23 protein-coding genes are annotated in these 24,939 nt (G+C 59.4%); 11 read left to right on the top strand and 12 right to left on the bottom strand.

Annotated features, from left to right (window positions below):
- Nucleotides 1-4: 4 nt before the first annotated feature.
- Together HBN54_RS07565 and HBN54_RS07560 are read right to left on the bottom strand one after the other, a co-directional pair.
- The gene (locus tag HBN54_RS07565; RefSeq protein ID WP_168672577.1) at nt 5-2,509 is read right to left on the bottom strand and encodes a polysaccharide biosynthesis tyrosine autokinase; all 2,505 of its coding nucleotides are present in this window, start codon (nt 2,507-2,509) and stop codon (nt 5-7) included.
- Between the two features lie 74 nt (nt 2,510-2,583).
- Nucleotides 2,584-3,552, bottom strand: coding sequence for a polysaccharide biosynthesis/export family protein (locus HBN54_RS07560; protein WP_168672576.1), 969 nt, complete (start codon nt 3,550-3,552; stop codon nt 2,584-2,586).
- A gap of 250 nt (nt 3,553-3,802) precedes the next feature.
- On the opposite strand from HBN54_RS07560, the gene HBN54_RS07555 reads away from it, so the two are divergent.
- The 4 genes from HBN54_RS07555 to hpf all read left to right on the top strand — a co-directional run bounded on the left by HBN54_RS07555 (nt 3,803) and on the right by hpf (nt 6,702).
- Complete coding sequence (locus HBN54_RS07555) at nt 3,803-4,948, top strand: acyl-CoA dehydrogenase family protein (RefSeq protein ID WP_168672575.1); 1,146 nt, start codon at nt 3,803-3,805, stop codon at nt 4,946-4,948.
- A gap of 177 nt (nt 4,949-5,125) precedes the next feature.
- The gene (gene rpsU / locus HBN54_RS07550) at nt 5,126-5,320 is read left to right on the top strand and encodes a 30S ribosomal protein S21 (protein ID WP_168672574.1); all 195 of its coding nucleotides are present in this window, start codon (nt 5,126-5,128) and stop codon (nt 5,318-5,320) included.
- 166 nt (nt 5,321-5,486) lie between these two features.
- Nucleotides 5,487-6,365 carry a tyrosine-type recombinase/integrase gene (locus HBN54_RS07545; RefSeq protein WP_168672573.1) on the top strand — a complete coding sequence of 293 codons (879 nt, stop codon included), beginning with the start codon at nt 5,487-5,489 and terminating at the stop codon, nt 6,363-6,365.
- A gap of 37 nt (nt 6,366-6,402) precedes the next feature.
- A complete protein-coding gene (gene hpf / locus HBN54_RS07540) occupies nt 6,403-6,702 on the top strand; it encodes a ribosome hibernation-promoting factor, HPF/YfiA family (RefSeq protein WP_168672572.1) in 300 nt (99 codons plus the stop codon).
- 120 nt (nt 6,703-6,822) lie between these two features.
- On the opposite strand, the gene metK is transcribed toward hpf, so the two are convergent.
- The 4 genes from metK to HBN54_RS07520 all read right to left on the bottom strand — a co-directional run bounded on the left by metK (nt 6,823) and on the right by HBN54_RS07520 (nt 10,951).
- Entirely contained in the window at nt 6,823-8,085 is a 1,263-nt protein-coding gene (gene metK, locus HBN54_RS07535; protein WP_168672571.1) for a methionine adenosyltransferase, read from the bottom strand.
- A 167-nt stretch (nt 8,086-8,252) separates the two neighbouring features.
- Nucleotides 8,253-8,987, bottom strand: coding sequence for an SDR family NAD(P)-dependent oxidoreductase (locus tag HBN54_RS07530; protein ID WP_168672570.1), 735 nt, complete (start codon nt 8,985-8,987; stop codon nt 8,253-8,255).
- A 201-nt stretch (nt 8,988-9,188) separates the two neighbouring features.
- Nucleotides 9,189-10,400 (bottom strand): class I SAM-dependent methyltransferase, encoded by a 1,212-nt coding sequence (locus HBN54_RS07525; protein WP_168672569.1) that lies wholly within the window; start codon nt 10,398-10,400, stop codon nt 9,189-9,191.
- Between the two features lie 29 nt (nt 10,401-10,429).
- Nucleotides 10,430-10,951, bottom strand: a complete 522-nt coding sequence (locus HBN54_RS07520; protein ID WP_168672568.1) for a hypothetical protein — start codon at nt 10,949-10,951, stop codon at nt 10,430-10,432.
- A 243-nt stretch (nt 10,952-11,194) separates the two neighbouring features.
- Here HBN54_RS07520 and HBN54_RS07515 point away from each other — a divergent pair, with 243 nt between their 5' ends.
- Nucleotides 11,195-11,944: a DUF4397 domain-containing protein gene (locus HBN54_RS07515; RefSeq protein ID WP_168672567.1), complete on the top strand. Its 750-nt coding sequence runs from the start codon at nt 11,195-11,197 to the stop codon at nt 11,942-11,944.
- A 129-nt stretch (nt 11,945-12,073) separates the two neighbouring features.
- Nucleotides 12,074-13,393: an adenosylhomocysteinase gene (gene ahcY / locus HBN54_RS07510; RefSeq protein ID WP_168672566.1), complete on the top strand. Its 1,320-nt coding sequence runs from the start codon at nt 12,074-12,076 to the stop codon at nt 13,391-13,393.
- Between the two features lie 186 nt (nt 13,394-13,579).
- Here ahcY and HBN54_RS07505 read toward each other — a convergent pair whose 3' ends face one another.
- The 3 genes from HBN54_RS07505 to HBN54_RS07495 all read right to left on the bottom strand — a co-directional run bounded on the left by HBN54_RS07505 (nt 13,580) and on the right by HBN54_RS07495 (nt 18,083).
- Nucleotides 13,580-14,608 (bottom strand): Atu2307/SP_0267 family LLM class monooxygenase, encoded by a 1,029-nt coding sequence (locus HBN54_RS07505; protein ID WP_168672565.1) that lies wholly within the window; start codon nt 14,606-14,608, stop codon nt 13,580-13,582.
- 77 nt (nt 14,609-14,685) lie between these two features.
- On the bottom strand, nt 14,686-16,917 hold the full coding sequence (locus HBN54_RS07500; RefSeq protein WP_168672564.1) for a prolyl oligopeptidase family serine peptidase: 2,232 nt from the start codon (nt 16,915-16,917) through the stop codon (nt 14,686-14,688).
- 71 nt (nt 16,918-16,988) lie between these two features.
- Nucleotides 16,989-18,083, bottom strand: a complete 1,095-nt coding sequence (locus HBN54_RS07495; protein ID WP_168672563.1) for a hypothetical protein — start codon at nt 18,081-18,083, stop codon at nt 16,989-16,991.
- A 251-nt stretch (nt 18,084-18,334) separates the two neighbouring features.
- Here HBN54_RS07495 and HBN54_RS07490 point away from each other — a divergent pair, with 251 nt between their 5' ends.
- Complete coding sequence (locus HBN54_RS07490; RefSeq protein ID WP_168672562.1) at nt 18,335-19,825, top strand: alpha/beta hydrolase; 1,491 nt, start codon at nt 18,335-18,337, stop codon at nt 19,823-19,825.
- Here the strand turns inward: HBN54_RS07490 and HBN54_RS07485 are convergent.
- Nucleotides 19,822-20,823, bottom strand: a complete 1,002-nt coding sequence (locus HBN54_RS07485) for a sugar phosphate nucleotidyltransferase (protein WP_168672561.1) — start codon at nt 20,821-20,823, stop codon at nt 19,822-19,824. The two genes, HBN54_RS07490 and HBN54_RS07485, sit on opposite strands and share 4 nt — an antisense overlap.
- A 201-nt stretch (nt 20,824-21,024) precedes the next feature.
- Between HBN54_RS07485 and HBN54_RS07480 the strand changes: the two genes are divergently transcribed.
- From HBN54_RS07480 to HBN54_RS07465, 4 genes are all read left to right on the top strand, one after another.
- Nucleotides 21,025-21,603, top strand: a complete 579-nt coding sequence (locus HBN54_RS07480) for a LemA family protein (protein ID WP_168672560.1) — start codon at nt 21,025-21,027, stop codon at nt 21,601-21,603.
- A gap of 121 nt (nt 21,604-21,724) precedes the next feature.
- A complete protein-coding gene (locus tag HBN54_RS07475) occupies nt 21,725-22,183 on the top strand; it encodes a TPM domain-containing protein (RefSeq protein WP_168672559.1) in 459 nt (152 codons plus the stop codon).
- Nucleotides 22,180-23,043 carry a TPM domain-containing protein gene (locus HBN54_RS07470; RefSeq protein ID WP_168672558.1) on the top strand — a complete coding sequence of 288 codons (864 nt, stop codon included), beginning with the start codon at nt 22,180-22,182 and terminating at the stop codon, nt 23,041-23,043. Before HBN54_RS07475 ends, HBN54_RS07470 begins: the two co-directional genes overlap by 4 nt.
- Nucleotides 23,044-23,225: 182 nt before the next feature.
- The gene (locus HBN54_RS07465) at nt 23,226-23,405 is read left to right on the top strand and encodes a hypothetical protein (RefSeq protein WP_168672557.1); all 180 of its coding nucleotides are present in this window, start codon (nt 23,226-23,228) and stop codon (nt 23,403-23,405) included.
- A gap of 148 nt (nt 23,406-23,553) precedes the next feature.
- Here the strand turns inward: HBN54_RS07465 and HBN54_RS07460 are convergent, their stop codons facing one another.
- Complete coding sequence (locus HBN54_RS07460) at nt 23,554-24,228, bottom strand: sterol desaturase family protein (protein WP_168672556.1); 675 nt, start codon at nt 24,226-24,228, stop codon at nt 23,554-23,556.
- A 36-nt stretch (nt 24,229-24,264) separates the two neighbouring features.
- Nucleotides 24,265-24,852 (bottom strand): shikimate kinase, encoded by a 588-nt coding sequence (locus tag HBN54_RS07455; RefSeq protein ID WP_168672555.1) that lies wholly within the window; start codon nt 24,850-24,852, stop codon nt 24,265-24,267.
- Between the last annotated feature and the right edge of the window lie 87 nt (nt 24,853-24,939).

Here is a 24,939-nt window from a genome sequence, read left to right as displayed (position 1 = left end):
TGTATTAGGTGAAAAACTTCTTCAGCTTCTCGCCAAAGGTCAGTTTTTTAGACGCAGGCTCCTCGTAGTAGCCCTGGCCATACGCACCATAGCCATATCCATAGCCGTAGCCGTAGCCATAACCATAGCCACCACCCGACTGCGCATCGTTGAGAATGGTGCACATTCGCGTGAAGTTATTGCTGCGAATAAGCCGGTTCATATTCTTGATGAAGGCCTTGCGCGAATAGCCGGCCCGCACAATATAAAGCGGGATGTCAGCCTTACGCATGATGAGGATACCGTCCGTGACCAAACCCACCGGGGGTGTATCAATCAGGATAACGTCGTACAATTGGAACAACTCCTGAATCATACTGTCGAATCGGTCGCTCAGAATCAGCTCTGACGGATTGGGCGGCGTAGGGCCGGCCGAGATAAACTGGAGCGAGTCAATACTTGTGGGCTGAATACATTCCTGCACGTTGTGCCGGTCGATGAGGATGGTACTTACGCCGCGCGTGTTTTCGGCCCCAAATGCCAAGTTGACTTTGGGCTTGCGCATATCCAGGTCCAGGATGATGACCTTCTGCCCCGAGAGGGCAATTATGCCACCCAGGTTCACGGTAACAAAGGTTTTGCCCTCGCCGGAGATGGTGGACGTCACTGAAATCAGGCGTTTCTTTTTGGATGAGCTGATGAAATCCAGGTTAGTTCGAATGGAGCGTATCGACTCGGAAATGGCCGATTTTGGGTTCTTGTCCACCACTAGGCGCGACACTTCCATTTTCTCCTTATCGTAGGTCGGGATAATGCCCAGCACCGAGGCCCGGGTGTTGCGCTCCAGTTCCCGTACGTTCGTCACCGTGTTGTGCATGAAGTAGCGCACCGCAATCAGGCCCAGGCCCAGCAACAGCCCGCCCACCAGCCCCACGGCATACACGATGAGCCGATTGGGGAAAATGGGCGGCGAGGGCGGTGAGGCAGGCGACAGAATCTGGAAGTCGGCTGTAGTGCCGGCTTTCTCAATATTGAATTCCATCTTCTTGTCCAGCAGCATCAGGAAGGACTTTTCGTACAAATCCAGCGGGCGTTGCAGGCGGGCCAGCTCGGTGCCCTTTTCGGGCAGACTCTGCAGCTCGCCGGTCAGCTTGGCGCGCTGGGCGTTGAGCTCGTCCATGCCGCGGCGCAGCAGCTTCTGATTTTGCAGCAGCAGGCGCTGGATGTTGTTGCGAGTAAAGGTGATTTTAGCCTGTTCGGCCTGCACTACCTCCGTTTTATCAGTATAGGAGCGTGAGAGGCGCCGCAGGTTCCACTGCAGGCTGTTTAGCTCGGCCAATTGGTCGCCCAGCTGCGGGTCTTCAATCTCGGCCAGTGCGGGAATGCTTTGCTGCACGGTCTGGTTTTCGTCGCGCGTGAGGTTGCCCTGCTGGGCCATCTGCGCAACTTGGCTCAGCAAAGTCAACGTTTGCGCAAGCTTAATTCGGTCCTCTTCCAGTTTCTCCAGCTTCGAACTAAGCGTCCCTACCTCGGCCTTCACATCGTAGGTGCCGGAGCGCTGTACGAAATTTTGGAGGTTGTCTTCGGCATCCTGCAGGCTTTTGCGGTTCTCCTCCGAAATCTTATCCAGAAACCGAAGCTGCTTTTGGGTGGCTTCCTGCTTGCTGGCAATTTTTTCGTCGAGGTATACCGAATCAATCTTATTGACGATGTCCTGTGCCTTAACTGCATTGAAGTCGTTGAACGAGATGCCGATAGTGTTGGCGTCCGGGTTAACAATCTCAACAGTCAGGTTCTTATCCAGATAAGCGTTCAGGGTGTTGTCGTCCTGCACCGTGAAATGGTAGCTGCTTTCCAGTGCGTCTATGCTCAGCCTATCTGTTGGCAATACCTGCAGCGTAATGCCGGGCAATGCAATGGTCTGCCCTAGCGCGTATTCGCCGCCCTGTGGTCGGTTTTGATTGGTAAAGTCGAGCTTAAAACGCTGCTGATTTACAAATTTCAAATCGAACTTGCGGTTATACAGCGCGTTGTCAGTGATTTTATAGACTACGCGGAAAGGAGCGGTTCCGTACATTTCCGACTCCAGCACCGTGCCCTGCACGTAGTAGTTCACATCAAGGTCCAGCGAGTCCTTCAGCCGCCGGTAAATGATATTAGACTTAATCAACTCTACCTCGCCGGCTAGTTTGCTGCCGCGGCCTTTGTCTACCACGGCTGGAGCCATCTGCCCGGCCAGGCCCAAAGCGCTGCCTTCGTTGCGCTCGTCAATTTTGAGCAAAGACGTCGACTTATATACCGGCTTGGTATAGCGCAGATATAGCCACGAGGCCGTAATGCCCAAGATTATCAACAAGAGCATCCAAAGCAGGCTGCGTCGGGCTACCAGTACCAACGTGGCCACATCCAGGCTGGCGGATTCTTCGTCAGCCTCATTTCCTCCGGCGTTGGGCACAACCGAAGGCTCCGTGGCACCGCCGCTGGCATTCCGGATGAGCTCTTCCAGTTCCGAGTTTTCGTTTACGGCCATTGTAATGCTATTGCCAGCAAGCGCTGGATATGATAAAAGGAACTAGCTGCTTGATACTTGGCTATTTGATAAGACTATTTTTTTACAAAACTGTATAAAAATAAAGTAGTCGTCAGAATAAGGGAGGTGAAGCTGATAATGGGTGCCGCGTCGGTAAGGGTTTCCAGCACCGGGCGGTGTACGGGCTCTACGTAAACAATATCATTCGGCTCCATTTGCAGGTTGGCCCGGCGCATGCCATCAAGCGTGGTCAGGTCCACCTGCTGAATGCGTGGGTTCTTTAGGTCGCCCCGGATGATGCGAATATTGCTGGCTTTGCCGCCGTAGCGGTAAAAGCCTTGATTGTTGCTGCCGCCGCCTTGGCTACCACCGCCGTCTATTCCGCCGGCTAGCGCCAGCACCTCAATCAGGTTCATGTTATCATTGGCCAGCGTGATAACCTGCCCACCGGTAGCGCCCAGCATAAAAACACGGTTGTTGGTCACCCGCGTGGTCACAAAGCTTTCTTTGTAGAATTCGTTGTAACGCACCTGTAATACGCTATCGGCCTGCAGCAACGACAAGCCGCTCACCTTCACTCGATTCACTAGCGGCAGTACCACTGTGCCATCGGCCTGCACCAAAAACTCGGAGCCTGCCGTAGCACTGCCGGCCGTCTGGCCGGTGGCGCGCTGGCCTACGGCAGCGCGGGCATTGCCCCCACCGCTACTGGGGCTGGCAGCGCCACCGGTGCTACGGCTGGGTAGCGCGCCGCTGGGCTGGCCAAATTGTAATTCGCCGTTGGGGTCCAGAATGCGCTCGCCCTTGTTGGTATTCACCCGCACTTCCAGAAAATCGTTGGGCTGGATGAGGTAGTTACGGGCCGTGCGATTCACGGCCAGGCGTAGCTTGGTGCTATCTAGCTGACGGCCTTGGCTATCGGTGAGCCGGAACATGGTGCGCTGGTTGTAGTAGCGAGTAGAAACGCACGACGAAAAAAGCAGCAGCGCGGGAAGGGCCAGCAGCCAGAGCTGCTTAAGGCGACGGAAGGGAAATGTCGGCATGAAGGCCAATTAGGGGCTGAATCAAACAAAAACCAGGAAAAACTTTAGCCCCGCAAGACAGATTCTCCCCAAAAAGCCTCAAAAGTAACGCTTTTACCGCGCCTATTCAACAACAGGCGGTTACGATGAGTTGTACCCTACCAATTGTCAACTGCCTGAACCGTACTTTTGTGGACCGAAAACGGCTAAACTGCCGTTCAGGTACCCATTACCTTATATTTTCTTAAATCCCACCCTTATTTCCCTTTACATGGAAGCCGTAGCCACCGAAAACCAAACGATGATAGCGCAGATGGTGCGCGACTTTGGTGCCCAGCACATCAAGCCCGATATGATGAAATGGGATGAGAGCCAGGAGTTTCCCATTCATGTGTTTCACAAGCTCGGCGAGCTGGGCCTGATGGGCGTGCTCGTGCCCCAGGAGTACGGCGGAGCCGGTTTTGGCTACGTCGAGTACGTAACGGCCATTGCCGAACTGTCTAAGATTGACGGCAGCATTGGCCTGAGCATGGCGGCCCACAACTCGCTTTGTACCGGCCACATCCTTCAGCATGCTTCCGAAGCACAGAAGCAGAAATACCTGCCCAAGCTGGCCTCCGGCGAATGGATTGGCGCCTGGGGCCTCACCGAGCCTAACACCGGCTCCGATGCCGGCAACATGCGCACCACCGCCGTGCTCGACGAGAGCGGCGAAAACTATATTATCAATGGCGCGAAAAACTTCATCACGCACGGCAAATCCGGCAACGTGGCCGTGGTAATCGTGCGGACCGGCGAAGTGGGCGACTCGCACGGCATGACGGCCTTCATCATTGAGCGCGGCACGCCGGGCTTTGAGGCCGGCCGCAAGGAAGACAAGCTGGGCATGCGCGCTTCCGAAACCACCGAGCTGATTTTTACCGACTGCAAAGTGCCCAAGGAAAACGTCATCGGCAAAGTGGGCGATGGCTTTGTGCAAAGCCTGAAAGTGCTCGACGGTGGCCGCATCAGCATCGCGGCCCTCAGCCTGGGCATTGCTCAGGGTGCTATGGAGGCCGCCACCAAGTACAGCAAGGAGCGCCACCAGTTCAATCAGCCCATCAGCAATTTCCAGGGCATTGCCTTCAAACTGGCCGATATGGCGACCGAGATTGAAGCCGCCAGCCTGCTCACCTACCGTGCTGCCGACATGAAGGACCGCGGCCTGAACGTGAACCTGGAGTCGGCCATGGCCAAACTCTACGCTTCGGAAGTATGTGTGCGCACTGCCAACGAAGGCGTTCAAATCTTCGGCGGCTACGGCTACACCAAGGATTACCCGGCCGAAAAATATTATCGCGACGCCAAGCTTTGCACCATTGGCGAGGGCACCAGCGAAATTCAGAAGCTGGTGATTGCCCGCGCCCTGCTTAAGTGAACCGTGGATTTTGGCGAGTTTCGCGGGTTTTCAGTATGGTTCAGCCGTTTTCGCCTAGGCGTTGGAAATGAATCGACTACAAAATCCGTGAAATCTGTTTGAATTCGATAAATCCGTGATTATCTTTGCGGCCCGGTTTATACCGCCTCCCTCTGAAAATCTCCCTCATTCCCTGATATGATTATCATTCAAATCAAAGACAACGAATCGGTTGACCGCGCTCTGAAGCGTTTCAAAAAGAAATTCGAGCGCACCGGCGTTCTGAAAGAGCTGCGTCGTCGCACGTTTTTCCAGAAGCCCAGCATCACCGAGCGCAAGATGAAGCAGAAGGCTGTTTACAAGCTGGCTACTTACGGCCAGCCCGGCGAATAGCCCGAAAGTTTTTCGGCCGTTTAGCTTTGTTGAAAACCGGCTGGTTTGCCTTTATTGGCAAGCCAGCCGGTTTTTTCGCGTCCGTATAGGAGCAGAAAGCTTGGCTTAAACTAAAAAAATGCTACATTGGATGCCCGGCCCACCGCCGGGCATTTTTGGTGTTGGTATGGATGCTTTTCTCGATTTTTTGCGCTTTGAGCGGCGCTATAGTCCGCATACGCTGGTGTCGTACCAAACGGACCTGGGCCAGTTTGCCGCCTATCTGAAATCGGCCTACGAGCTAGCCGACCCCGCCCAGGCCACTCACCCGCTCATCCGGGGCTGGGTGGTGGAGCTGATGCAGGAAAACCTGGACCCACGCACCGTGAACCGCAAAGTGGCCTGCCTGCGCTCGTACTACAAGTTCCTGCTGCGTACCGGCCGCATCGAGGCCAACCCCATGCTACGTATCACGGCCCCCAAAATGGCCAAGAAGCTGCCCGAATTTGTGCCCGAAGAGGCCCTGAACGGCTTGCTGAATACCTTCGAGTTTGGCGATGACTTTGCCGGCCAGCGCGACCAGCTGGTGCTGGAAATGCTCTACGGTACGGGTATCCGCCTTTCAGAGCTCATCGGCATTCATGCCGATGATGTGAGCCTGGGGGCTAGTACCGTGCGCGTAACCGGCAAGGGCAATAAGCAGCGCCTCGTGCCGCTGAACCCCACGCTGAAGCTCGTGATTGAGCGCTACCAGGCCCGGCGGGCGCACGAGTTTGGCGCAGCCGGCGGCCCGCTGCTACTCACCGACAAGGGCGAGGCCATGTACGAAAAGTTCGTGTACCGCACCGTGAAGCGCTACCTGAGCCAGATTACTACTTCCGGTGCGCAGCAGCACCCGCACGCGTTGCGCCATGCCTTTGCCACGCACCTGCTGGGCAAGGGTGCCGACCTGAATTCCATCAAAGAGTTGCTGGGCCACGCCAGTCTGGCGGCCACCCAAGTGTACACGCACTTGTCCGTCGACCGCCTGAAATCCGTATTTAAACAGGCCCACCCACGGGCCTGAGTTTTGTTTACCCTTTTACCTCTAAATCACCTGCCTTATGAAAGTACAGATGCATTCGGTGCACTTCGACGCCGACCAGAAACTGCTTGATTTTGTTCAGCAACGCCTGAATAAGCTGGAAACTTTTTACGATAAGGTTACCGAAGGCGAAGTCATTATGCGCCTCAACAATAAAGATGGTATCGATAACAAAACCATCGAGATAAAGCTGCTGGTGCCCGGCAATATCCTGTTCAGTACGGAAGATGCTGCTTCCTTCGAAGCCGCCGCCGATGCCGCTACCGACAGCCTGCGCCGCCAGATTACGAAGCACAAAGAGAAAGCGCTGACGCATTAATTCGTGGCATAAGCTTTAGCTTGTGCTGCTTCCATTGAAGAGAAAAACCCCGCTTACCGAAGGTGAGCGGGGTTTTTTATGCCGATTTTGGCACGCATAAGCTAAAGCTTATGCCACATACTACAGTCCAAACTCAGCCTTAATCTGGGGCACGTAGTCGAGCTTTTCCCAGGTGAAGGTTTCGAAGGTTTTCTTCTCGCCGTTGGGCATCACCACGTCCACGGTGCCGGGCTGGCGGCCCATGTGGCCGTAAGCCGCCGACTGGGCGAAGATGGGGTTTTGCAGGCCGAAGCGCTTCACGATGGCGTAGGGGCGCAGGTCGAATAGCTTATTCACTTTCTCGGCTACTTCGCCGTCGGAGAGGGGCTGGCCGGCGGCGTTTTTCACCTTGGTGGTGCCGTAGGTGGTCACAAATACGCCCACGGGCTGGGCCACGCCGATGGCGTAGGCTACCTGCACCAGCACCTGGTCGGCTACGCCGGCAGCTACCAGGTTTTTGGCGATGTGGCGGGCCGCGTAGGCCGCCGAACGGTCTACTTTGGAGGAGTCTTTGCCGGAGAATGCCCCGCCGCCGTGCGCGCCTTTGCCACCGTAGGTGTCCACGATGATTTTGCGGCCGGTGAGGCCGGAATCGCCGTGGGGACCACCGATGACGAACTTGCCGGTGGGGTTGATGTGGTAGGTAATTTTATCGGTAAACAGCGCCTGGGCATCGGCGCTCAGGCCGGCTTTCACGCGCGGGATGAGAATGGCCAGCACATCGGCTTTGATTTTGTCGAGCATCACGCTCTCGGAGGAATCAAACTCGTCGTGCTGGGTGCTGATGACGATGGTGTCGATGGCTTCGGGCTTGTGGTCGTCCGAGTAGCGAATGGTTACCTGGCTCTTGGCATCGGGGCGCAGGTAGGGCATGGCCGTGCCCTCGCGGCGGATAGCAGCCAGCTCCTGCAGCAGGCGGTGCGAGAGGTCGAGGGCCAGCGGCATGTAATTGGCCGTTTCGTGGCTGGCGTAGCCGAACATCATGCCCTGGTCGCCGGCGCCCTGGTCTTCGTCCTTGGCACGCTCCACGCCCTGGTTGATGTCGGGCGACTGCTCGTGCAGGCGATTCATCACCTCGCAGGTGTCGGCGTTGAAAAGGTATTCGGGTTTATTATAGCCGATGCGGCGAATGGTTTCGCGGATGATGGGCTCGGCATCGACGTGGGCCGTGGACTTTATTTCGCCGGCAACAAGGGCGAAATCGGTCGTTACGAGCGTTTCGCAGGCTACTTTGGCGGTGGGGTCCTGGCGCAAATACTCATCGAGAATGGCGTCGGAAATCTGGTCGGCAACTTTATCGGGATGGCCTTCCGAAACCGATTCGGAAGTGAACAGATAGGGCATTGAGTGCGCGAAAAGAGCGGAAGATAGAAACGAAGTGCGCCCGCCAAGCCGAAACCGGCGGGCGGGCGCGGCGCAAAAGTACGGAAATTCGGGCTATTGTGAGTTGCTGGTTTCCGGTTGCGGTTTCTCTTTGTCGTTCAAAAACCAGTAACCGAAAAATCAGTAACCTACAGCTGGGCCAACCGGCCGCCGTCCACCACCAGCGTGGTGCCGTGCACAAAGCTGGCTTCTGATGAGGCCATGAAGGCAATGGCGGCGGCCAGCTCCTCGGGGGTGCCCACGGCGGCTTTGTCGATTTTCTCGGTGCCGTTTTTCACGTTGGGGTTGCTCCAGAGCATGGGCGTGTCTACGGCCCCGGGGGCTACGGCATTGATGCGGGTCTGCTTGCGGTCGAGCTCCAGGCTCATGCCGCGCACAAAGGCTTCGAGTGCCCCTTTGCTGGTGGCGTAGGGCACCACGTTGGCGGTGGTTTGGTGGGCGTGCACCGAGCTGATGGCCACGATGGCGCTGCCGGCCGGCATGTGCGGCAGGCAAAGCTGGGTGAGTTGGGCCAGCGAACGCAGGTTCACCAGCATCAGCAGGTCCCACTGCGTCAGGGGCAGGTCTACGAGGTGGTCGAAGGTCATCATGGCCGCGTCGCACACCAGCACGTCGATGCGGTGATACTTGGCCAGTACCTTATTTACGGTGGCGGTAATGGCGCGGGGCTTGCTCAGGTCGCAGGCTATAAACAGGGCCTTGCCGCCGGCTTTGGTGATGAGGCGCACGGTTTCGGCCCCCTCGGCTTTGTCGCGGCCTAGGGCAATTACGGTGCCGCCCTCGGCTCCCAGCCGCACGCAGCAGGCCCGGCCGATGCCGGAGGTTCCGCCCGTTACCAGGCACACTTTATCTGTAAAACGCATCAATCTAAATTGTTGAATGAAAAATGCCGCGCTAACTGCACAGCAGCTCTATGGCACATAACCGGCTAATGCGGCTTTTGTGATATACCAGCTAAACCATATTGCTCACCAGCCGCATAGCGACGGCAGAGCTGTTGGGTAACCTGCCGCCGCTATGCGGCTGGTTCGCTAAGGGTACTACGGAGCATTGTGCCCCCGGTTTCAGGCTGTGCCATTCACCGGGGGCGTGAGCTTTTCGCACACCAGCACCACCGGCCGGCCACGCAGGTCGGTGGTAGCAAACAGGTAAACTTCGCCGCCCTCGCGGATGCCGGTGCGCCGGCGGAAATCGGCCACCGAATCTGGAAAATTGCGGGTGGTGACGTGGGCGCGCGCCTCCGGCCCCAGGTGGGCTTTGAGGGCCGCGCCATCGGCTTTTTCCACGGCCAGGATTTTGAAGACCCGGCCCGGAAAATCGGCCCGCAATACATCAGAGGTATAGAGGTGGCTGTGCTGGTGCAGCTTGAGCAGCTCGAACGCCGTGCCGATGCTGCGGAATGCGCCGGCCTTGAGCACGGCCGCGTTGGGCTCGTAGAGGTACTGCTGGGCCTCGGCGTAGCGGGGGATGGCGCGGGCCTCGCGGGCACGGTTGAGGCGGAATTCCTGCTGGGTGCCGTCGCGGCGCAGGTTCAGGGCGTAGCGCTCGGGGTCTACAGCGGGCTCCTGACCCAGCTCGTAGAGCACTTCCTTCACCTCATTATCCACGGCCACTACCCAGAGGCGGCGCACATGGGCCAGGCCCTGCACGGCATGCTCGATATCAAGCATGGGTGAGGTTTTGAGCAGCACCTTATCGGCCTTGTGCAGCAGTAGCGGCAACAGCTTGACCACGTCGGGCTCGCAGTCGCGCAGTAAGAAAATCTTGCGGGCGGCGGTGTCGCGCCGGGCCGGGTCGAGGTAGAGCCAGTCGTAATGATGCGGCGTGCTTTTCAGGAATGCCACCGCATCGGCGGCATTAATGGTCACATTATCAATGCCGAGCTGGCCGAAATTATAGCGCACTACCTCCGCCAGCGCGGGGTCGCGCTCCACGTAGTCGACCTGTGCCACGCGGGCGGCAAAGGCGGCCGAGTCGGCCCCGAAGCCGCCGGTGAGGTCGGCCAGGCGCTGCCCGCCGACCAGATTGGCTTTGAAAGCCGCCGTGCGGGCCGACGACGCCTGCTCGACGGATAGGGCGGGCGGGAAAATCAGCTCCGGGTTATCGGCCCAGGCGGGGAGCTTGGCGCGGGCTTTTTGGCGGGCCTGAATCTGGCGCACCAATTCGGGAACGGGGAGGCCGGGGTGGCGGCGGGCTTGGAGGGCCAGGTGGGCGGGGTCGTCGTGCAGGTGCGCGGCCACGTACCGCCGGGCCGCTTCGGGCAAGGGGTAGTCCATGGATGACCTTATACGGGAAAAAGCAGCACTTAGCGCAACGCCCAGCGCAACGAAAGCAGCGGCTGGCCGGTGGGCGCGGCCGCAAAGCCCATGGCAGCCGGCTGCAGGCGCTGCCAGATGCCGCCGTGAACTACATCGTTATTATAGGATTTGACCGCCCGCTGCAGGTGCGAGTTGGTGTTGCGGTTGATGAAAACCGTGGCCAGCAGGCTGGTAACGAATACCCCAACGGCAATCTGCTGCGTCGAGTTGAAGTATTGCCGGTCGCCGTTGCCCAGAATCTGCTCGCCATAGAGACTGAATGACCCGACGGCCACGAGGCGGTCAATCAGAAAAAAAGTCTTCTGGCGGCGGTATTCGTTGAGGTGGGCCAGGGCGGCGGTATTGCCGGTCAGGTAGGGGCGGAGCTTTTGGCCGAAGAAGCCGGCCGTCTGGTAATTGTCGCCGCTGGCCCCGGGGGCAAGGAAATCAAAATTGTGCTGGGGACCACCCAGGCCACGGGCCTCATCTTCGGGTAGTAGGCGAACGCTGCCAGGGGTTTGCTGGGCCAAAATAGGAGCTAATAGGCTAACGGATAGGATAATAGTGGCTGCGCCACGGAGCTGCCAATTAACTGGGCGCAGCTGGTTGATTTCGTGCATAGTAACAAATATAATGATGCTTAGAGGGCTGAAAAAACCAGTGCCGCAATATTTTATGGCCGTCAGCCCAACAAACCCGGGGTGTCACACGTTCAGGCCGAAACGGCTAATTACCCTCTCAGCCGCATGCTTCACCATCCAACCGACTATTTCATGAAAACATCCCTCATATTTCGCCGCGCCGTTCAGGCCATTTTGCCGGCTACGCTGCTGCTGGCCGCGTGCAGCAAGAGCGATACGCCCGCGCCGACCCCCGCTGTGGATACCGGAAAAATTGTATTCATCAACGCTGCCTCCCACGTTGCGCCCACCACGCTGAAGTTCCTGATTGATAATTCAGAGAAAGCTTCGCTGGCTTACGGCGCCAGCAGCGGGAGCTACCAGACCATCCAGACCGGTGCGCGGCCTTTGCAGGTGACGGCGGGCGGGCAGCCTGCTTTTTCGCAGTCGCTCGCACTTGATAAAGACAAAAACTACACGTTTGTAGCTGCGCCCGCGCAGTCTTCCTCGGTGGTGGGCGGCTTGCTCTTCCCCGATGACCTGACCATTACGGATGCCACCAAAACCCGTATCCGGGTTATCAACCTTGGGCAGAGCGTTACCAATCCCATTCGTCTGTCGCAAATTACGACTACGGTAAGCGGGCCAGTTGTGGCCGATGTAGTAGCCAACGTAGGGGCCAGCGTGGCTTCGCCGTTCGTGAACGTTACGGCTGGCACTTACGGACTCTCCATTCTTGATGCCAATGGTACCACCATCGCCCAGGTAGGTGATGGCTCGGGCGCAGGCACGGGCACCAAAAACTACGAGGCCGGCAAAAGCTACACCGTACTGGTGAGCGGCACCAATGGTAGTCTGAACAACGACCAGAAGCTCAAAGCTTTCGTTTCGCAAAATAATTAACCTGATATAGTCGTGGCTTTTGCCATGCTACGAGCCCGCGCCCAACCGGCGCGGGCTTTTTTGTGGGCTGAGGTGAACAAAATCAGTATCTTTGTAGTTGAATCGCCACACAATAAATTAAACCGTATCATGGTGGAAACCACGACGAAGACGTACGTTCCGTACAAAGTAAAAGACATGAGCCTGGCCGAGTGGGGCCGTAAGGAAATCCGCCTCGCCGAAGCCGAAATGCCCGGTTTGATGAGCCTGCGCGAGGAGTTTGGCGCGGCGCAGCCCTTCAAGGGCGCGCGCATTGCCGGCTGCCTGCACATGACCATCCAAACGGCCGTGCTCATCGAGACCCTGAAAGCACTGGGTGCTGAGGTAACGTGGTCGTCGTGCAACATCTTCTCGACCCAGGACCACGCTGCTGCGGCCATTGCTGCCGCCGGCATCCCGGTATACGCCTGGAAGGGCATGGACGAGGAGTCGTTCGACTGGTGCATCGAGCAAACGCTGTTTTTCGGCGAAGACCGTCAGCCGCTGAACATGATTCTGGACGACGGTGGCGACCTCACCAACATGGTGCTGGACCGCTACCCCGAGCTGGCCGCTGGCATCAAAGGTGTTTCGGAAGAGACGACGACTGGTGTGCTGCGCCTGTACGAGCGCGTGAAGAATGGCACGCTGTCCTTCCCCGCCATCAACGTAAACGACTCGGTAACGAAATCGAAATTTGACAACAAGTACGGCTGCAAAGAGTCGGCTGTGGACGCTATCCGCCGGGCAACCGATGTGATGATGGCCGGCAAAGTGGCGGTAGTGGCCGGCTACGGCGACGTAGGAAAAGGCACGGCTGCTTCGTTGAGCGGCGCGGGTGCCCGCGTTATCGTGACCGAAATTGACCCCATCTGCGCGCTGCAGGCGGCTATGGATGGCTACGCTGTGAAGAAACTGGCTGATGCTGTGAAGCAAGCCGATATCGTAGTGACGGCTACTGGCAACTGCGACATCCTGACCGAGCAGCATTTCCGCTCGCTGAAGGACAAGGCGATTGTCTGCAACATCGGTCACTTCGATGATGAGATTGACATGGCGTGGCTGAACGGCAACTACGGCCACACCAAGGACACGGTGAAGCCTCAGGTTGACATCTACACCATCGAAGGCAAAGAGGTAATTATCCTCGCCGAAGGCCGCCTCGTGAACCTGGGCTGCGCCACCGGCCACCCTTCGTTCGTGATGTCGAACTCGTTCACCAACCAGACGCTGGCCCAACTGGAGCTGTGGGAGCGTGGCAACCAGTACGAAAACCAGGTGTACACCCTGCCCAAGCACCTCGATGAGAAGGTGGCCCGCCTGCACCTCGCCAAAATCGGCGTGGAGCTGGACGAGTTGACCGCCAAGCAGGCCGACTACATTAAAGTGCCGGTAGAAGGTCCGTTCAAATCGGATTTGTACCGCTACTAGACCACGGATTAGCACGGATTTTAGCGGATTTCACGGATTTTGTAGTTGACGCTATTTTCTGCTTACGCTGTGTATAATAACAAAAAGGCCACTCCCAGGAGTGGCCTTTTTCTGTTGGTAGGCGAGAGGGCCAATGCGTGGCACGAGCGCCGACTACAAAATCCGTAAAATCCGCTAAAATCCGTGCTAATCCGTGGTCTGGATGGCCGGGGCTACCTGCGTGCCCAGGAGCTCGATGGAGCGCAGCACGCTTTGGTGCGAAATGCCTTCGATGACGAGTTGCGCCAGGAACCGGGTGTTGTTGAACAACTGGCGCTGGTAGAGCAGCTTGGCGATGATATCCTCGGGGCTGCCCACCAGCAGCGGGCCTTGTGGGCCACATAGGTAGTCGAAATGGCGGCGGTCCATGGGCGACCAGCCGCGCTCGCGGCCGATGCGGTTCATGAGCTGCGAGTAGGGCGGGAAGAATTCGTCGCGGGCCTGCTCGGCGGTATCGGCGAGGTGCAGGTGGCAGTTGATGGCGAGTTGGAGCGCGGCCACGTCGTGGCCGGCTTTCTGGGCCGATTCGCGGTAGAGCTCGGCAAACGGCACGTACTGCGCGGGTGCACCGCCGAGAATGGCAATGGTGAGCGGCAGCCCCAGCTGCCCGGCCCGAATGACGGACGCGGGCGTGCCGCCCACCCCAATCCAGACGGGAATCCTGGCTTGGGCGGGGCGCGGGTATACGCCCTTGGCATCGATGGAAGCGCGGTGCTTGCCCTGCCAGGTCACCACTTCGTTTTCATTGATTTTGAGCAGCAGCTGGAGCTTTTCAAGGAACAAGGCGTCGTAGTCTTTCAGGTCCTGCCCGAAGAGTGGGAACGACTCGATAAAGGAGCCGCGCCCGGCAATAATCTCGGCCCGGCCGTTGGAAATGAGGTCCAGCGTGGCGAAATTCTGGAAGGTGCGCACGGGGTCTGCCGAGCTGAGAACGGTGACGGCGCTGCTCAGGCGAATGCGCTTGGTGATGGCCGCGATGGCCGCCAGGATGATTTCGGGCGCGGAGATGATGAAGTCGGGCCGGTGGTGCTCGCCGAGGGCCATTACGTCGAGGCCGGTTTCATCGGCCAGCTTGCCCATGGCCAGGAGTTCCTGCATGCGTTGGGCGGCGGCGTGGTCCTGGCCGGCTACGTGGGCGGGGGCGACTTCGCCGAAAGAGCTGATGCCTATTTGCATAAAATAATTTGGGTTGATTAAGGAATGAAAAAAGCCCCGATGCCTGAAGCACCGGGGCTGGTTTTCCTACACGGTAATTATTTCACCTCCGGCGTCACGCCCATGTTGGCGTAGCAGAAGCTCCACACGTCGGCCCACTCGTCGATTTGCAGCTTGGTGCTTTTGCCCGCGCCGTGGCCGGCGTTCACATCCACGCGGATGAGGGTGGGGTTGGGGCCAGTGTTGGCGGCTTGCAGAGCGGCGGCGAACTTGAAGGAGTGGGCGGGTACCACCCGGTCGTCGTGGTCGGCGGTGGTAATCAGGGTGGCGGGGTACACGGCCGGGGCCAAGTTGTGCAGGGGCGAGAAACTGCGCAGGTTCTCAAACTGCTTCTGGTCGGCCGAGGTGCCGTATTCGGGGGCCCAGTTCCAGCCGATGGTGAAGGTCTGGTAGCGCAGCATGTCCATTACGCCCACGGCGGGCAGGGCCACTTTGCAGAGGTCGGGGCGCTGCGTCATGGTTGCGCCTACGAGCAGGCCGCCGTTCGAGCCGCCCGCGATGGCGAGGTGGTCGTAGTCGGTGTACTTGTTTGTTTTCAGGTACTCGGCGGCGGCAATGAAGTCGTCGAACACGTTTTGCTTGTTGGGGGTCATGCCGGCTTTGTGCCAGGCTTCGCCGTATTCGCCGCCGCCGCGCAGGTTGGGGATGGCCAGCACGCCGCCGTTTTCCAGCCACAGCATGCGTGCCACCGAGAAGCCCGGCGTGAGCGAGATGTTAAATCCGCCGTAGGCGTAGAGGTAAGTGGGATTCTTGCCGTTCAGTTCAACCCCTTTTTTGTGGATGATGAACATGGGAATTTTCGTACCGTCCTTGCTCGGGTAGAACACCTGCGTCGTCACGTAATCGGCCGGGTTCACATCTACTTTCGGGGCGCGGAAAACCGTGCTGGTGTTGGTGGCGAGGTCGTATTTGTAGATGGTGGTGGGGTAGGTGAACGAGGTGAAGGCGTAGTACACCGACTTGGCATCGCGCCGGCCGCCGAAGCCGCTGGCCGTGCCGATGGCCGGCAGCTTCACATCGTGCTCAAACTTGCCCAGCTCCGAATACACTTTCACCTGCGAGCTGGCATCGTTCAGATAATCAGCCACCAAACGGCCACCCACCTGCGTCACGCTCTCCAGCTTGTTCTTGCTTTCGGGCAGCACGTCATGCCAGTTGGCCTCGGCCGGTTTCTTCGGGTCGATGCGGACGACGCGGTAGTTGGGGGCCTTGTAGTTGGTGTACACCAGCACCTCGCCGCCCACATTGCCGATAATGTTGCTGTTGAATTCGTAGCTCGAAATGAGCGTGGTCCAGGTTTTGGCCTGCTTGGGGTCGGCGAGGTCGCGCACCAGCAGCTGGTTGCCGTCGGCCTTGCCATCGGTGAGCGTCAGGGCCAGGAACCGCTCGTCCTCGGTGGCGTTGGCGAAGCGGAAACCCAGGGGCATTTTGGGGTTTTCGTACACCAGCTGGTCGGCGCTCTGCGGCGTGTTCAGCTTGTGGAAGTACACTTTGTGGAACTCGTTTTTGCCCGAAAGGCCATTTTGGCCGGCCTTGGGCGCATCGTAGCGGCCGTAGTAAAAGCCGTTTTTGGTCCACGACGTGCCCGATACCTTCACCCATTCCAGGGTTTCGGGCAGCAGCTTGTTGGTGGCCACGTCCAGGATGCGGACCTTGTGCCAGTCGGAGCCGCCGCCGCTGGTGGCGTAGGCCAGGTAGCGGTGGTCGTTGCTGAACTCGGTGCCGGCCAGGGCGGTGGTGCCGTCGGCCGAGAACTTGTTAGGGTCGAGCAGGATTTGCGGCTCCTCGGTGCCGCGCTGGCGGTAGAGCACCGCCTGGTTCTGCAGGCCGTCGTTCTTGCTGAACACCAGCTCCGAACCCACTTGCTCGGGCACGCCAAACCGCTCGTAATTCCAGATTTTGGTGAGCCGCTCGCGGATTTTATCGCGGAACGGAATCTGCTTCAGATAGCCAAAGGTTACCTCGTTTTCGGCGGTTACCCAGGATTTGGTTTCGGGGGCGTCGAGGGCTTCGAGCCAGCGGTAGGGGTCGGCTACCTTGGTGCCGAAATAGGTGTCGGTGAAGTCGGTTTTGCGGGTTTCGGGATATTTCACGGGGGGCAGGGGAGTGGGTAGTTCCAGGCCGGTGCGGCGGCTGGGCTCGCCGGTTTCGGGCACGGTGGTTTCGGTGAGGGCCTGGTGGTTGGGCAGGGTATTATAGGCGGGTGGAGACGTGGCGCGGCAGGCCGTGGCAGCCGCCAGCAGGACGGCCAGAGGTAAGACAGCTTTCATAAAACAAGGAAGAAAGATGAAGGCCGTTGCCAGCCGAAAAAAGAGAATGAAACAACAAAGCGTATTAAAAATCAGTCCATCTGCACATCATCTGCTACTTCGCCGGATGGCTGGCCGGAAGCGGCTGCGGGTGCCGATGCCGTATCGTGCGCCGCCGGGGCATGGCTGATGGCCGAAGCTACCAACTCGGGCAGGTTGGCGCGCAGCCAGCGTAGCTCTTCGTCCACGCGCTGGCTCACCAAGCGCTCCACTTCCAGGCGCTGGGCAGGGCTGAGCTGGTCGAGAACCGGCGTGGCCGGGGCATTGTTAGCCTCGGGCGCGGCCGCCGCGAGAATCAGGGCTTCGGCGCGCTTCACGCGGGCTACGGAGTCGGCTACGGCGGCGCTGGTTTCGGCGGCGGCGGTCTGGGCGGCAGTGGCGGCGTGCTTGGCTTCCAGGGTTTCGCGGCGTTGCTGGCGGCGCCACTGGCCCAGCGTAGCGCGCAGCATGATGTAGAGCACCAGGCTCAGAATGCCCAGGATAAGCGCCAGCGGCGCCGCAAAACGGTAAAGGAGGCTGCCCGGACCGGTAGCAGGCAGGGCCACCGCCGAGGTGCCGGCGGCATCGCGCTCGGCGGCGGCCTGGGCTTCGGCGGCTTCGGCGGGGCCGGGCGCGCCGGGTGTAGTGGCGGCGGTATCGGCTGCTTCGGGGGCCATTGCGGCGGCCACTTCGCCCAGCGGCGTGCCCGAGGCCACGTAGTTGGTGAGGGCCGTTTCAAGGGCTGCTACCCGGGCCATACGGGCGGGGTCCTTACGGCGGGCGGGCGAACTTTTCAGCTTGCTCACAATGGCCTTGGTGAGGGCTGCCAGCCGGGCGGGGTTGTCTTTCTTGCCTTGATAAACTGCGCCCCGGCCTTCAATGGCCTGGTACAGCACACTGTACACGCGCAGGCTGTCGGGCCGGATGCTGGCGGCCAGGGCGTCGAGGTTGCCCCCTTCGCAGCGCACAGTGCTTTTGAGGTTGGGCCGGCCGGCGTCGTCGTACACGAAGCGTACCGTGGCGCACCAGATTTGCACCTTCGATTCGTCGAGCGAGGGCTGACCCAGGGGCGTTTGGGCCCATACGGGGCTGGGTGGCCCGAAGAAAAAGGCAGCCAATAGCGTGGCCAGCACAAAGCGGAAAGTCATAAGCAGCGCGATTTTACCGGAAAAGTACGGTGTTGGGCGCAACTTATTATGGTTTTCATACCACGGCCCTGCTATGATGGAATTGTCCGCCGTGCCAGGCACCGGCCAGCCACTTAATGCGTGCGTCTTGCCCGGGAGGTCAGGCCTCTGGAATAGCGAAAGTCATACAATTTCAATAATAATTGATGAAATAAATATAATTTTGACTATAATTAAATTCGGCTAAGTATTCGCCGTAAATCCGCAGAATCATGTTCAACAGGTACCCCGCTTTTCTTTTGCCCCGGCCAGCAGCTGGCGTCGTTGTAATCCTGCTGACGGTTTTGCTGCTGATGCTGGATGCCTGTGCCCCGCGCATGGCCCGCAAAGCCCTTGAGCGTGACCCCGATGGCGATGGCGTGGCCCTGGGCCAGGACAAATGTCCCGACACGCCCCCCGGGGTGGCCGTAGATGCTAATGGCTGCCCGCTCGACACCGACGGCGACGGCGTGGCCGATGCCCAGGACCGCTGCCCCACCGAAAAAGGCTTGCCCGCCCTGGCCGGCTGTCCCGACCAAGACGGCGACGGCGTGGCCGATATTCAAGACCGCTGCCCCGACCGGCCCGGCCCGGCTTCGAACAAAGGCTGCCCGGAAATCCGGGTTATGGCGAGCATGCCGGCACCGGCCGCTCCGGACCCTATTCAAGCCATGGTACAGGCACAGGAAAAAAAGGAGAAAAATAAACGGATGGTCACCGTCTTCTTTTGCACCAACCGGAACCTGCTGCCCGGAAATCCCAAGACCCCCAAGGCCATTAGCTTTGGCAAAGCCAAAGCCATTACCCGATACGGCACCTGCCAGGTTAGTATTCCGCGCGACCATCGGCTGGGCCAGGTAGAGCTGCCGGCCACTTTTCTGGGCTTCGAAATCGGGAAGCCCAACCCGGCAAAAAACCTCATTCTGGAGTCCACTAAACTGCTTTCGCAGGCTGACCTGCTAACGCTGATGAACCAGAAAAGCAGCGCGTCGGCCAATCGGGATGCCTTTGTGTTCGTGCACGGCTTCAATAATAATTTTAAGACTGCCCTGTTTCGCACGGCCCAGTTCACCTATGATTTGGGCTTTAAAGGGGCCCCGGTGCTCTTTAGCTGGCCCTCGCAGGGCAGTGGCCTGGCCTACCGCCTCGACGAGCAGATGAACCAGGCGTCCGTGGAGCCTTTCAAGGCCTTCATGCGCACCTTCCTGCAAAAATCCTCGGCCACCAATATCTACCTGATTGCCCACAGCATGGGCAACCGCATCATGCTGGCCACCCTGCAAGACCTGATGCTGCGCGAGCCCCAGCTGTTTCGCAACCGGCACGTGCGCGAAATCGTGCTCACGGCCCCAGACATCAGCGTGGCAGATTTCAAGACCCGAATTGCCCCGGTTATCAATGGCAAGCTGAACGTGACGCTGTACGCGTCCAGCAACGACCGCGCGCTTGAGCTGTCGCAACGCCTCAACCGGAACATGCGGGCCGGGCAGGCGGGGCCGGGCATGCTCCTCATGCGCGGCGTGGAAACGATTGATGCCACGGGGGTTTCGACGGACTTCCTGGGCCATTCCTACTTCGCGTCCGAAGGCACGGTGATGAGCGACCTGCACTACCTGTTTGTGGATAGTATGCGCGCCAGCAAGCGGGCCTGGCTGATGCAGCCGAAGGGGAAAAGCTACTGGACGTTCAGGCGGCCGCTGAAGCGCGCAGTGTCAGTGCATTAACTGTAATCAATCTCCGTATTGTCGCCGATGTTCAGCGAGTGGTTCATGCCCCGGAACGAGGCGTCGGAGCCCACGATGCAGTCGTGCATCACGGCGGCTTTCAGCTCGGAATAGCTGCCGATGATGGAGTCGCTGAGGATGCAGTTTTTGACGATGGTTTTGTCGCCGATGGCCACGTTGGGGCCGATGATGGAGTGCGAAATCTGGCAGCCGCGCCCGATGCTGACCGGTGGAATAATTACGGTGTCGGGGTATTCGGAGTAGTCATGGCCTTCCAGAAACTCGGGGCGGTTCAGCAGACGGGCGTTGGCTTCGAGCAGCGTTTCCTTGCGGCCGCAGTCGAACCAGTTGTCGACCGGGCAAGTGGACATCACCTCGCCCTCTTCGATGAGGTGCATGAGCGCATCGGTGAGCTGAAACTCGCCGTGGGTGCGCGTTTCCGAATCGATGAGCCATTCCAGGGCCTCGGCCAGCTTTTCGGGGTAGGCCAGCTTGTAGAGGCCCACCATGGCGAAGTTCGATTTCGGGATTTTGGGCTTCTCCACCACCTTGTTTACCCGGCCGTTGTTCCCGGTTTCCACCAGGCCGAACATGCTGGGGGTTTTCACCTCCTTCACGGCCAGCACCGAGCCGGGCGTGGCCATGAGGGCGGGCAGGTCCACGTCCACAATGGTGTCGCCGAGCATGATGAGCACGCCGTCGGGGTCGTGGCGGAATTCTTCGCGGGCCAGCCACAGGGCGTGGCCAATGCCCTCGCGCGGCTCCTGCACCACAAACGTGGCCTTTAGCTCGGGGTACTGGCGGCGCACGTAGCGCACAATTTTATCGCCCAGGTAGCCCACGATGAACACAAATTCGGTGAGGCCGGCGGCCTGCAGGCGGTCGATGATGTGGCCCAGAATGGTATTGCCGGCCACCGGCACCAAGCTTTTGGGCTGGGTGTGGGTGTGGGGGCGCAGGCGCGAGCCAATGCCGGCAACGGGAATAACAGCTTTCATTGGGGTGGGGCTGTAATGGAGAAAGCGGGAGGACGATATATGAAGGCGTTTGGCGCAGCTAAGCAGCAAGCTACAACTACTAGGGCTAAGCTGCGTACTTTGCCCCAAACCCGGTACCAAACCGGAGCAGCGGCCGCAGGTTTTGCCGCCGCGCCATTACCAATCCCGAATCCCCTTCATTAACACCCTTCACAACCCATCATGAAACGCTTTCTTCTCTATTTCGCGGGCCTAGCCCTGTTGCTCACCCAGTCGTCGTGCGGCTACAATGGCATGGTGACGCGCGACCAGGCCGTGAAGGCCCAGGCCGGCAACGTGCAAAGCTCCTATCAGCGCCGCAACGACCTCATTGGCAACTTGGTGAACACCGTGAAAGGGGCTGCCAAGTTCGAGCAGGGTACCCTCACCAGCGTGATTGAGGCGCGTGCCAAGGCCACCAGCGTGCAGCTGAATGCCAACGACCTGACGCCCGAAAACATCAAGAAATTCCAGGAAGCCCAGAGCCAGATGTCGGCCGGGCTGGGCCGCCTGCTGGCCGTGTCCGAAAACTACCCCGACCTGAAGGCCAACGCCAACTTTCAGGAGCTGCAGGCCCAGATTGAGGGCACCGAAAACCGCATCAACGTGGAGCGCAACAAGTTCAACGCCGTGACCAACGACTACAACACATTCACGCGCTCGTTCCCCAATAACCTGTTTGCCGGCATGTTCGGCTTCCCGCCCAAGCCCTATTTCGAGGCCGACGCGGCCGCCAGCAAGGCCCCGACCGTTCAATTCTAGTCATTTAACAATTATCATTTAACATTTAACAGTCCGGCAATTAAGCCGAACGCCGTAGGTTTTGCCTCGCTTGTGTAAGCAGTTGGATGATGATTGTTAAATGTTAAATGATAATTGTTAAATGAAAAGCCCTCTCACTCCCGCCCAGGATGCGGCGCTGGTAGCGGCCATCCGGCAGGCCGAAATCACGACTTCCGGCGAAATCCGGGTGCATATCGAAGATAACTGCCCCACACCCGAGCCGCTTGACCGCGCCGCCCAGGTGTTTGGGGAGTTGGATATGCACAAGACGGCCGCCCGCAACGGCGTGCTTTTTTACCTGGCCTGGCAGAGCCGGCAGTTTGCCGTGGTGGGCGATTCGGCCATCAACGCGGCCGTGCCCGATGACTTCTGGGAAACCACTAAGGAAGCCGTCCTCAATCAGTTTCGGCACGAAAACTACGTGCTGGGCCTGGAGCACGGCATCAAAATGGTGGGCGAGCAGCTGAAACGCTACTTCCCCTACGATGCCGCTACCGACCAGAACGAGCTGGACGATTCCATTTCTTTCGGCGGCCAAAAACCGTCTTCCGACGCATGAAAAATTCCGTGGCTGATGCCAGGATATCGACTTTTTTCCACTTCCCGCTGCTGAAATCGGGCGTACCCAAACCGTGGTGGTCGCTGCTGCTGCTGCTTTTGGGGCTGGTTGCGGCCCTCAATGGCGCGGCGCAAAATATTCCGCCCCGCCCCAACCCGCCCCGCCTAGTGAACGACCTGGCCGGGCTGATGCAGGGCGGCGAGGCCGACCAGCTGGAGCGCAAGCTGGTGGCCTACAACGACAGCTCGTCGTCGCAAATCGCCGTCGTCACCGTTCCCAACCTCGACGGCGACGACATTTCCGACTACGCCCAGAAGCTGTACGAAGCCTGGGGCATTGGCCGCAAGGGCAAGAACAACGGCATTCTGATTCTGGTGGCTCAGCAGGAGCACACCGCCCGCATCCAGACCGGCTACGGCCTGGAAGGGGCCGTGCCCGATGCCCTGGCTAAGCGCATCATCAGCAACACGCTGGTGCCGGCCTTCCGCCAGAACCAATATTACGCCGGCCTCGACCGGGCCACCGACCAGCTCATTGCCCTCGCCAAGGGCGAGTATCAAGCCGACCCGGCCGATGCCCGGCCCCAGGGCCGGCGCGACGGCTCGGGCTCCGGCTTTCCCTTCTGGCTTATCATTCTGGTGATGGTCATCATCTTCACCATGCTGCGTAACCGGGGCGGCGGTGGGCGTGGCGGGCGCGGCAACCGGGGCTTCGGGGGCGGCTTTATCCCGCCCATCATCTTTGGCGGCGGCGGTTTCGGCGGTGGGGGAGGTGGTGGCTTTGGCGGCGGCGGCGGTGGCGGCTTCGGCGGCTTTGGCGGTGGCAGCAGCGGCGGCGGCGGTGCCAGCGGCAGCTGGTAAGGCGCACCAGTAATTGACAGAAAAACAGCCCGGCCGAGAACCCCTCCGCCGGGCTGTTTTGTGTCGATAACCAGCGTTTGCAATGGCGGGGGCTAACCTTTTTGGCGTAGGCACAGTATCAGCCCTAATCCCGTAGCCCGCGTGCTATGCGGCTTTCACCTCCCTTCTTTCTCTTTCACGCCATGAACGCCTCCCGTCTTTCCCTCTTCGTATTCCTCTTCGCCCTGGCTACCACGCTCACGGGCTGCGATGCCATTGCCGGCATTTTCAAAGCCGGAGCCTACACGGGCATTATTGCCGTGTTTATCGTGGTAGCGCTGCTGTTCTTCATTGTGAACAAAATGCGTGGCCCGCGCTCCTAATCCGGCGCGTAGCAACCACCAAAATGTAGTGGTGTGAAGAAGCCCGATGGGCAATTCGCCGCATCATCGGGTTTTGAACCTCAACCCACAAAAAAGCGCGGCCCCCGTGAAGGAGCCGCGCTTTTTTATGTCTCAGCCTGCCGGAATGCTAGGCGCTTTTCTTGCTGGGCATGGTGCCGATGATGTGGTCCCAGAGCGTGCTGCTCACACCGAAGGCCACTTCGTCTTGCCGGTAATGGTGCTGGCTGTGGTGCGTCCACCATACTTTCAGGAAGTTTTTGGGCGGCGAGTAGGCATGAATGGCATAGTGCACAAACAGGTACATGGCGTAGCCAAACGTGAAGCCCGACAGTAGCCCAAACGCATACGAGCCGAAGCTGAAGCGGAAAATGAAGAATAACAGCGACGCTACAAATACCGTGATGATGGGCGGCATAGCCAGCCGGGTTTTATCCTTGGGATACTCGTGGTGCACGCCGTGCATGGTATACTGGAACTTGGCGCGGCCCGCCGTGGTGGCCGGAATGTGGTACAGGTAGCGGTGCACCAGGTACTCTATCAGCGTGAAAGCCAGCAGGCCCACCAGAAACAGGCCCAGCGCGGCCACGCCCGTCATGAAGCCGTGCACGAGGCCATAATACATGCTGATGATGCCCGTGGCGGCAAAAATGCCCACCGGCAGCGCGATGTGCGTGTGCGAAAGCCGCTCCAGCAACGGGTTCTGGAAAAGCTGGGCCGAGCCCTTATGTTTGGGCCGTACGGGGGCTGTGACAGGCGTAGGAGCCTCGTTTACAGCCGGTTCTTCGGTGGATACTGATTGCATAGGGGTAACAAACGTCGAACGAATCAATTAACAAAATTACGAAGCGGGCGGCAATGTGCCGGGCAGGGCAAAACCCGCCCCCGCCAGCTGGGCCACCACGGCCGGCAGCGTGCAGGCCGCCGAGCAGCGCAGCCGCGCCTGGCTATAAAACTGACTTCGGGCGGCAAGAGTTTCGCGCAGCCAGGCTTCTGCCCCGCCAGCGGCGGCTAAAAGGGGGCGTTTGGCTACTTCCTCGGGGGGCAGGCGGGCGGCCAGCACGGCAATGGGCACATCGAGCCAGAGGGTGGGGCCGGCCTGGTTGAGCAGCGCCATGTTATCGTGAAAGCAGGGGGTGCCGCCGCCCGTAGCCAGCACCAGCGGCGGCCCGGCCAGGGCGAGGGCATCGCGCAGCACTGCTGCCTCTATGGCTCGGAAAGCTGCCTCGCCGTCTTCGGCAAAGACTGCGCGCACACTGCGGCCAGTGCGGGCCTCAATGGCCACGTCCAGGTCCAAAAATGGGCGGTTGAAGTGGGCGGCTAGCTGGCGGCCGAGGGTGGTTTTGCCCGCGCCGGGCAGGCCTACCAGGCTCAGGTGCCCGGAGCCGCCGGGTACCGAAATGAGCGGGTCGATAGGAAGCTGCTTCATAATTCCTGCCCTTGTCTGGGGCGATTGTGCGGATAAGGTGCCGGGCGGGTGTGGGGCGAAGTGGTGCTTCGCGCACCGTGGGGGAGG

This window comes from Hymenobacter artigasi (genome assembly GCF_012275535.1).
Taxonomy (GTDB): domain Bacteria; phylum Bacteroidota; class Bacteroidia; order Cytophagales; family Hymenobacteraceae; genus Hymenobacter; species Hymenobacter artigasi.
Note: the sequence above shows the minus strand (reverse complement) of the source record. Positions and strands in the feature narration are given on the sequence as shown.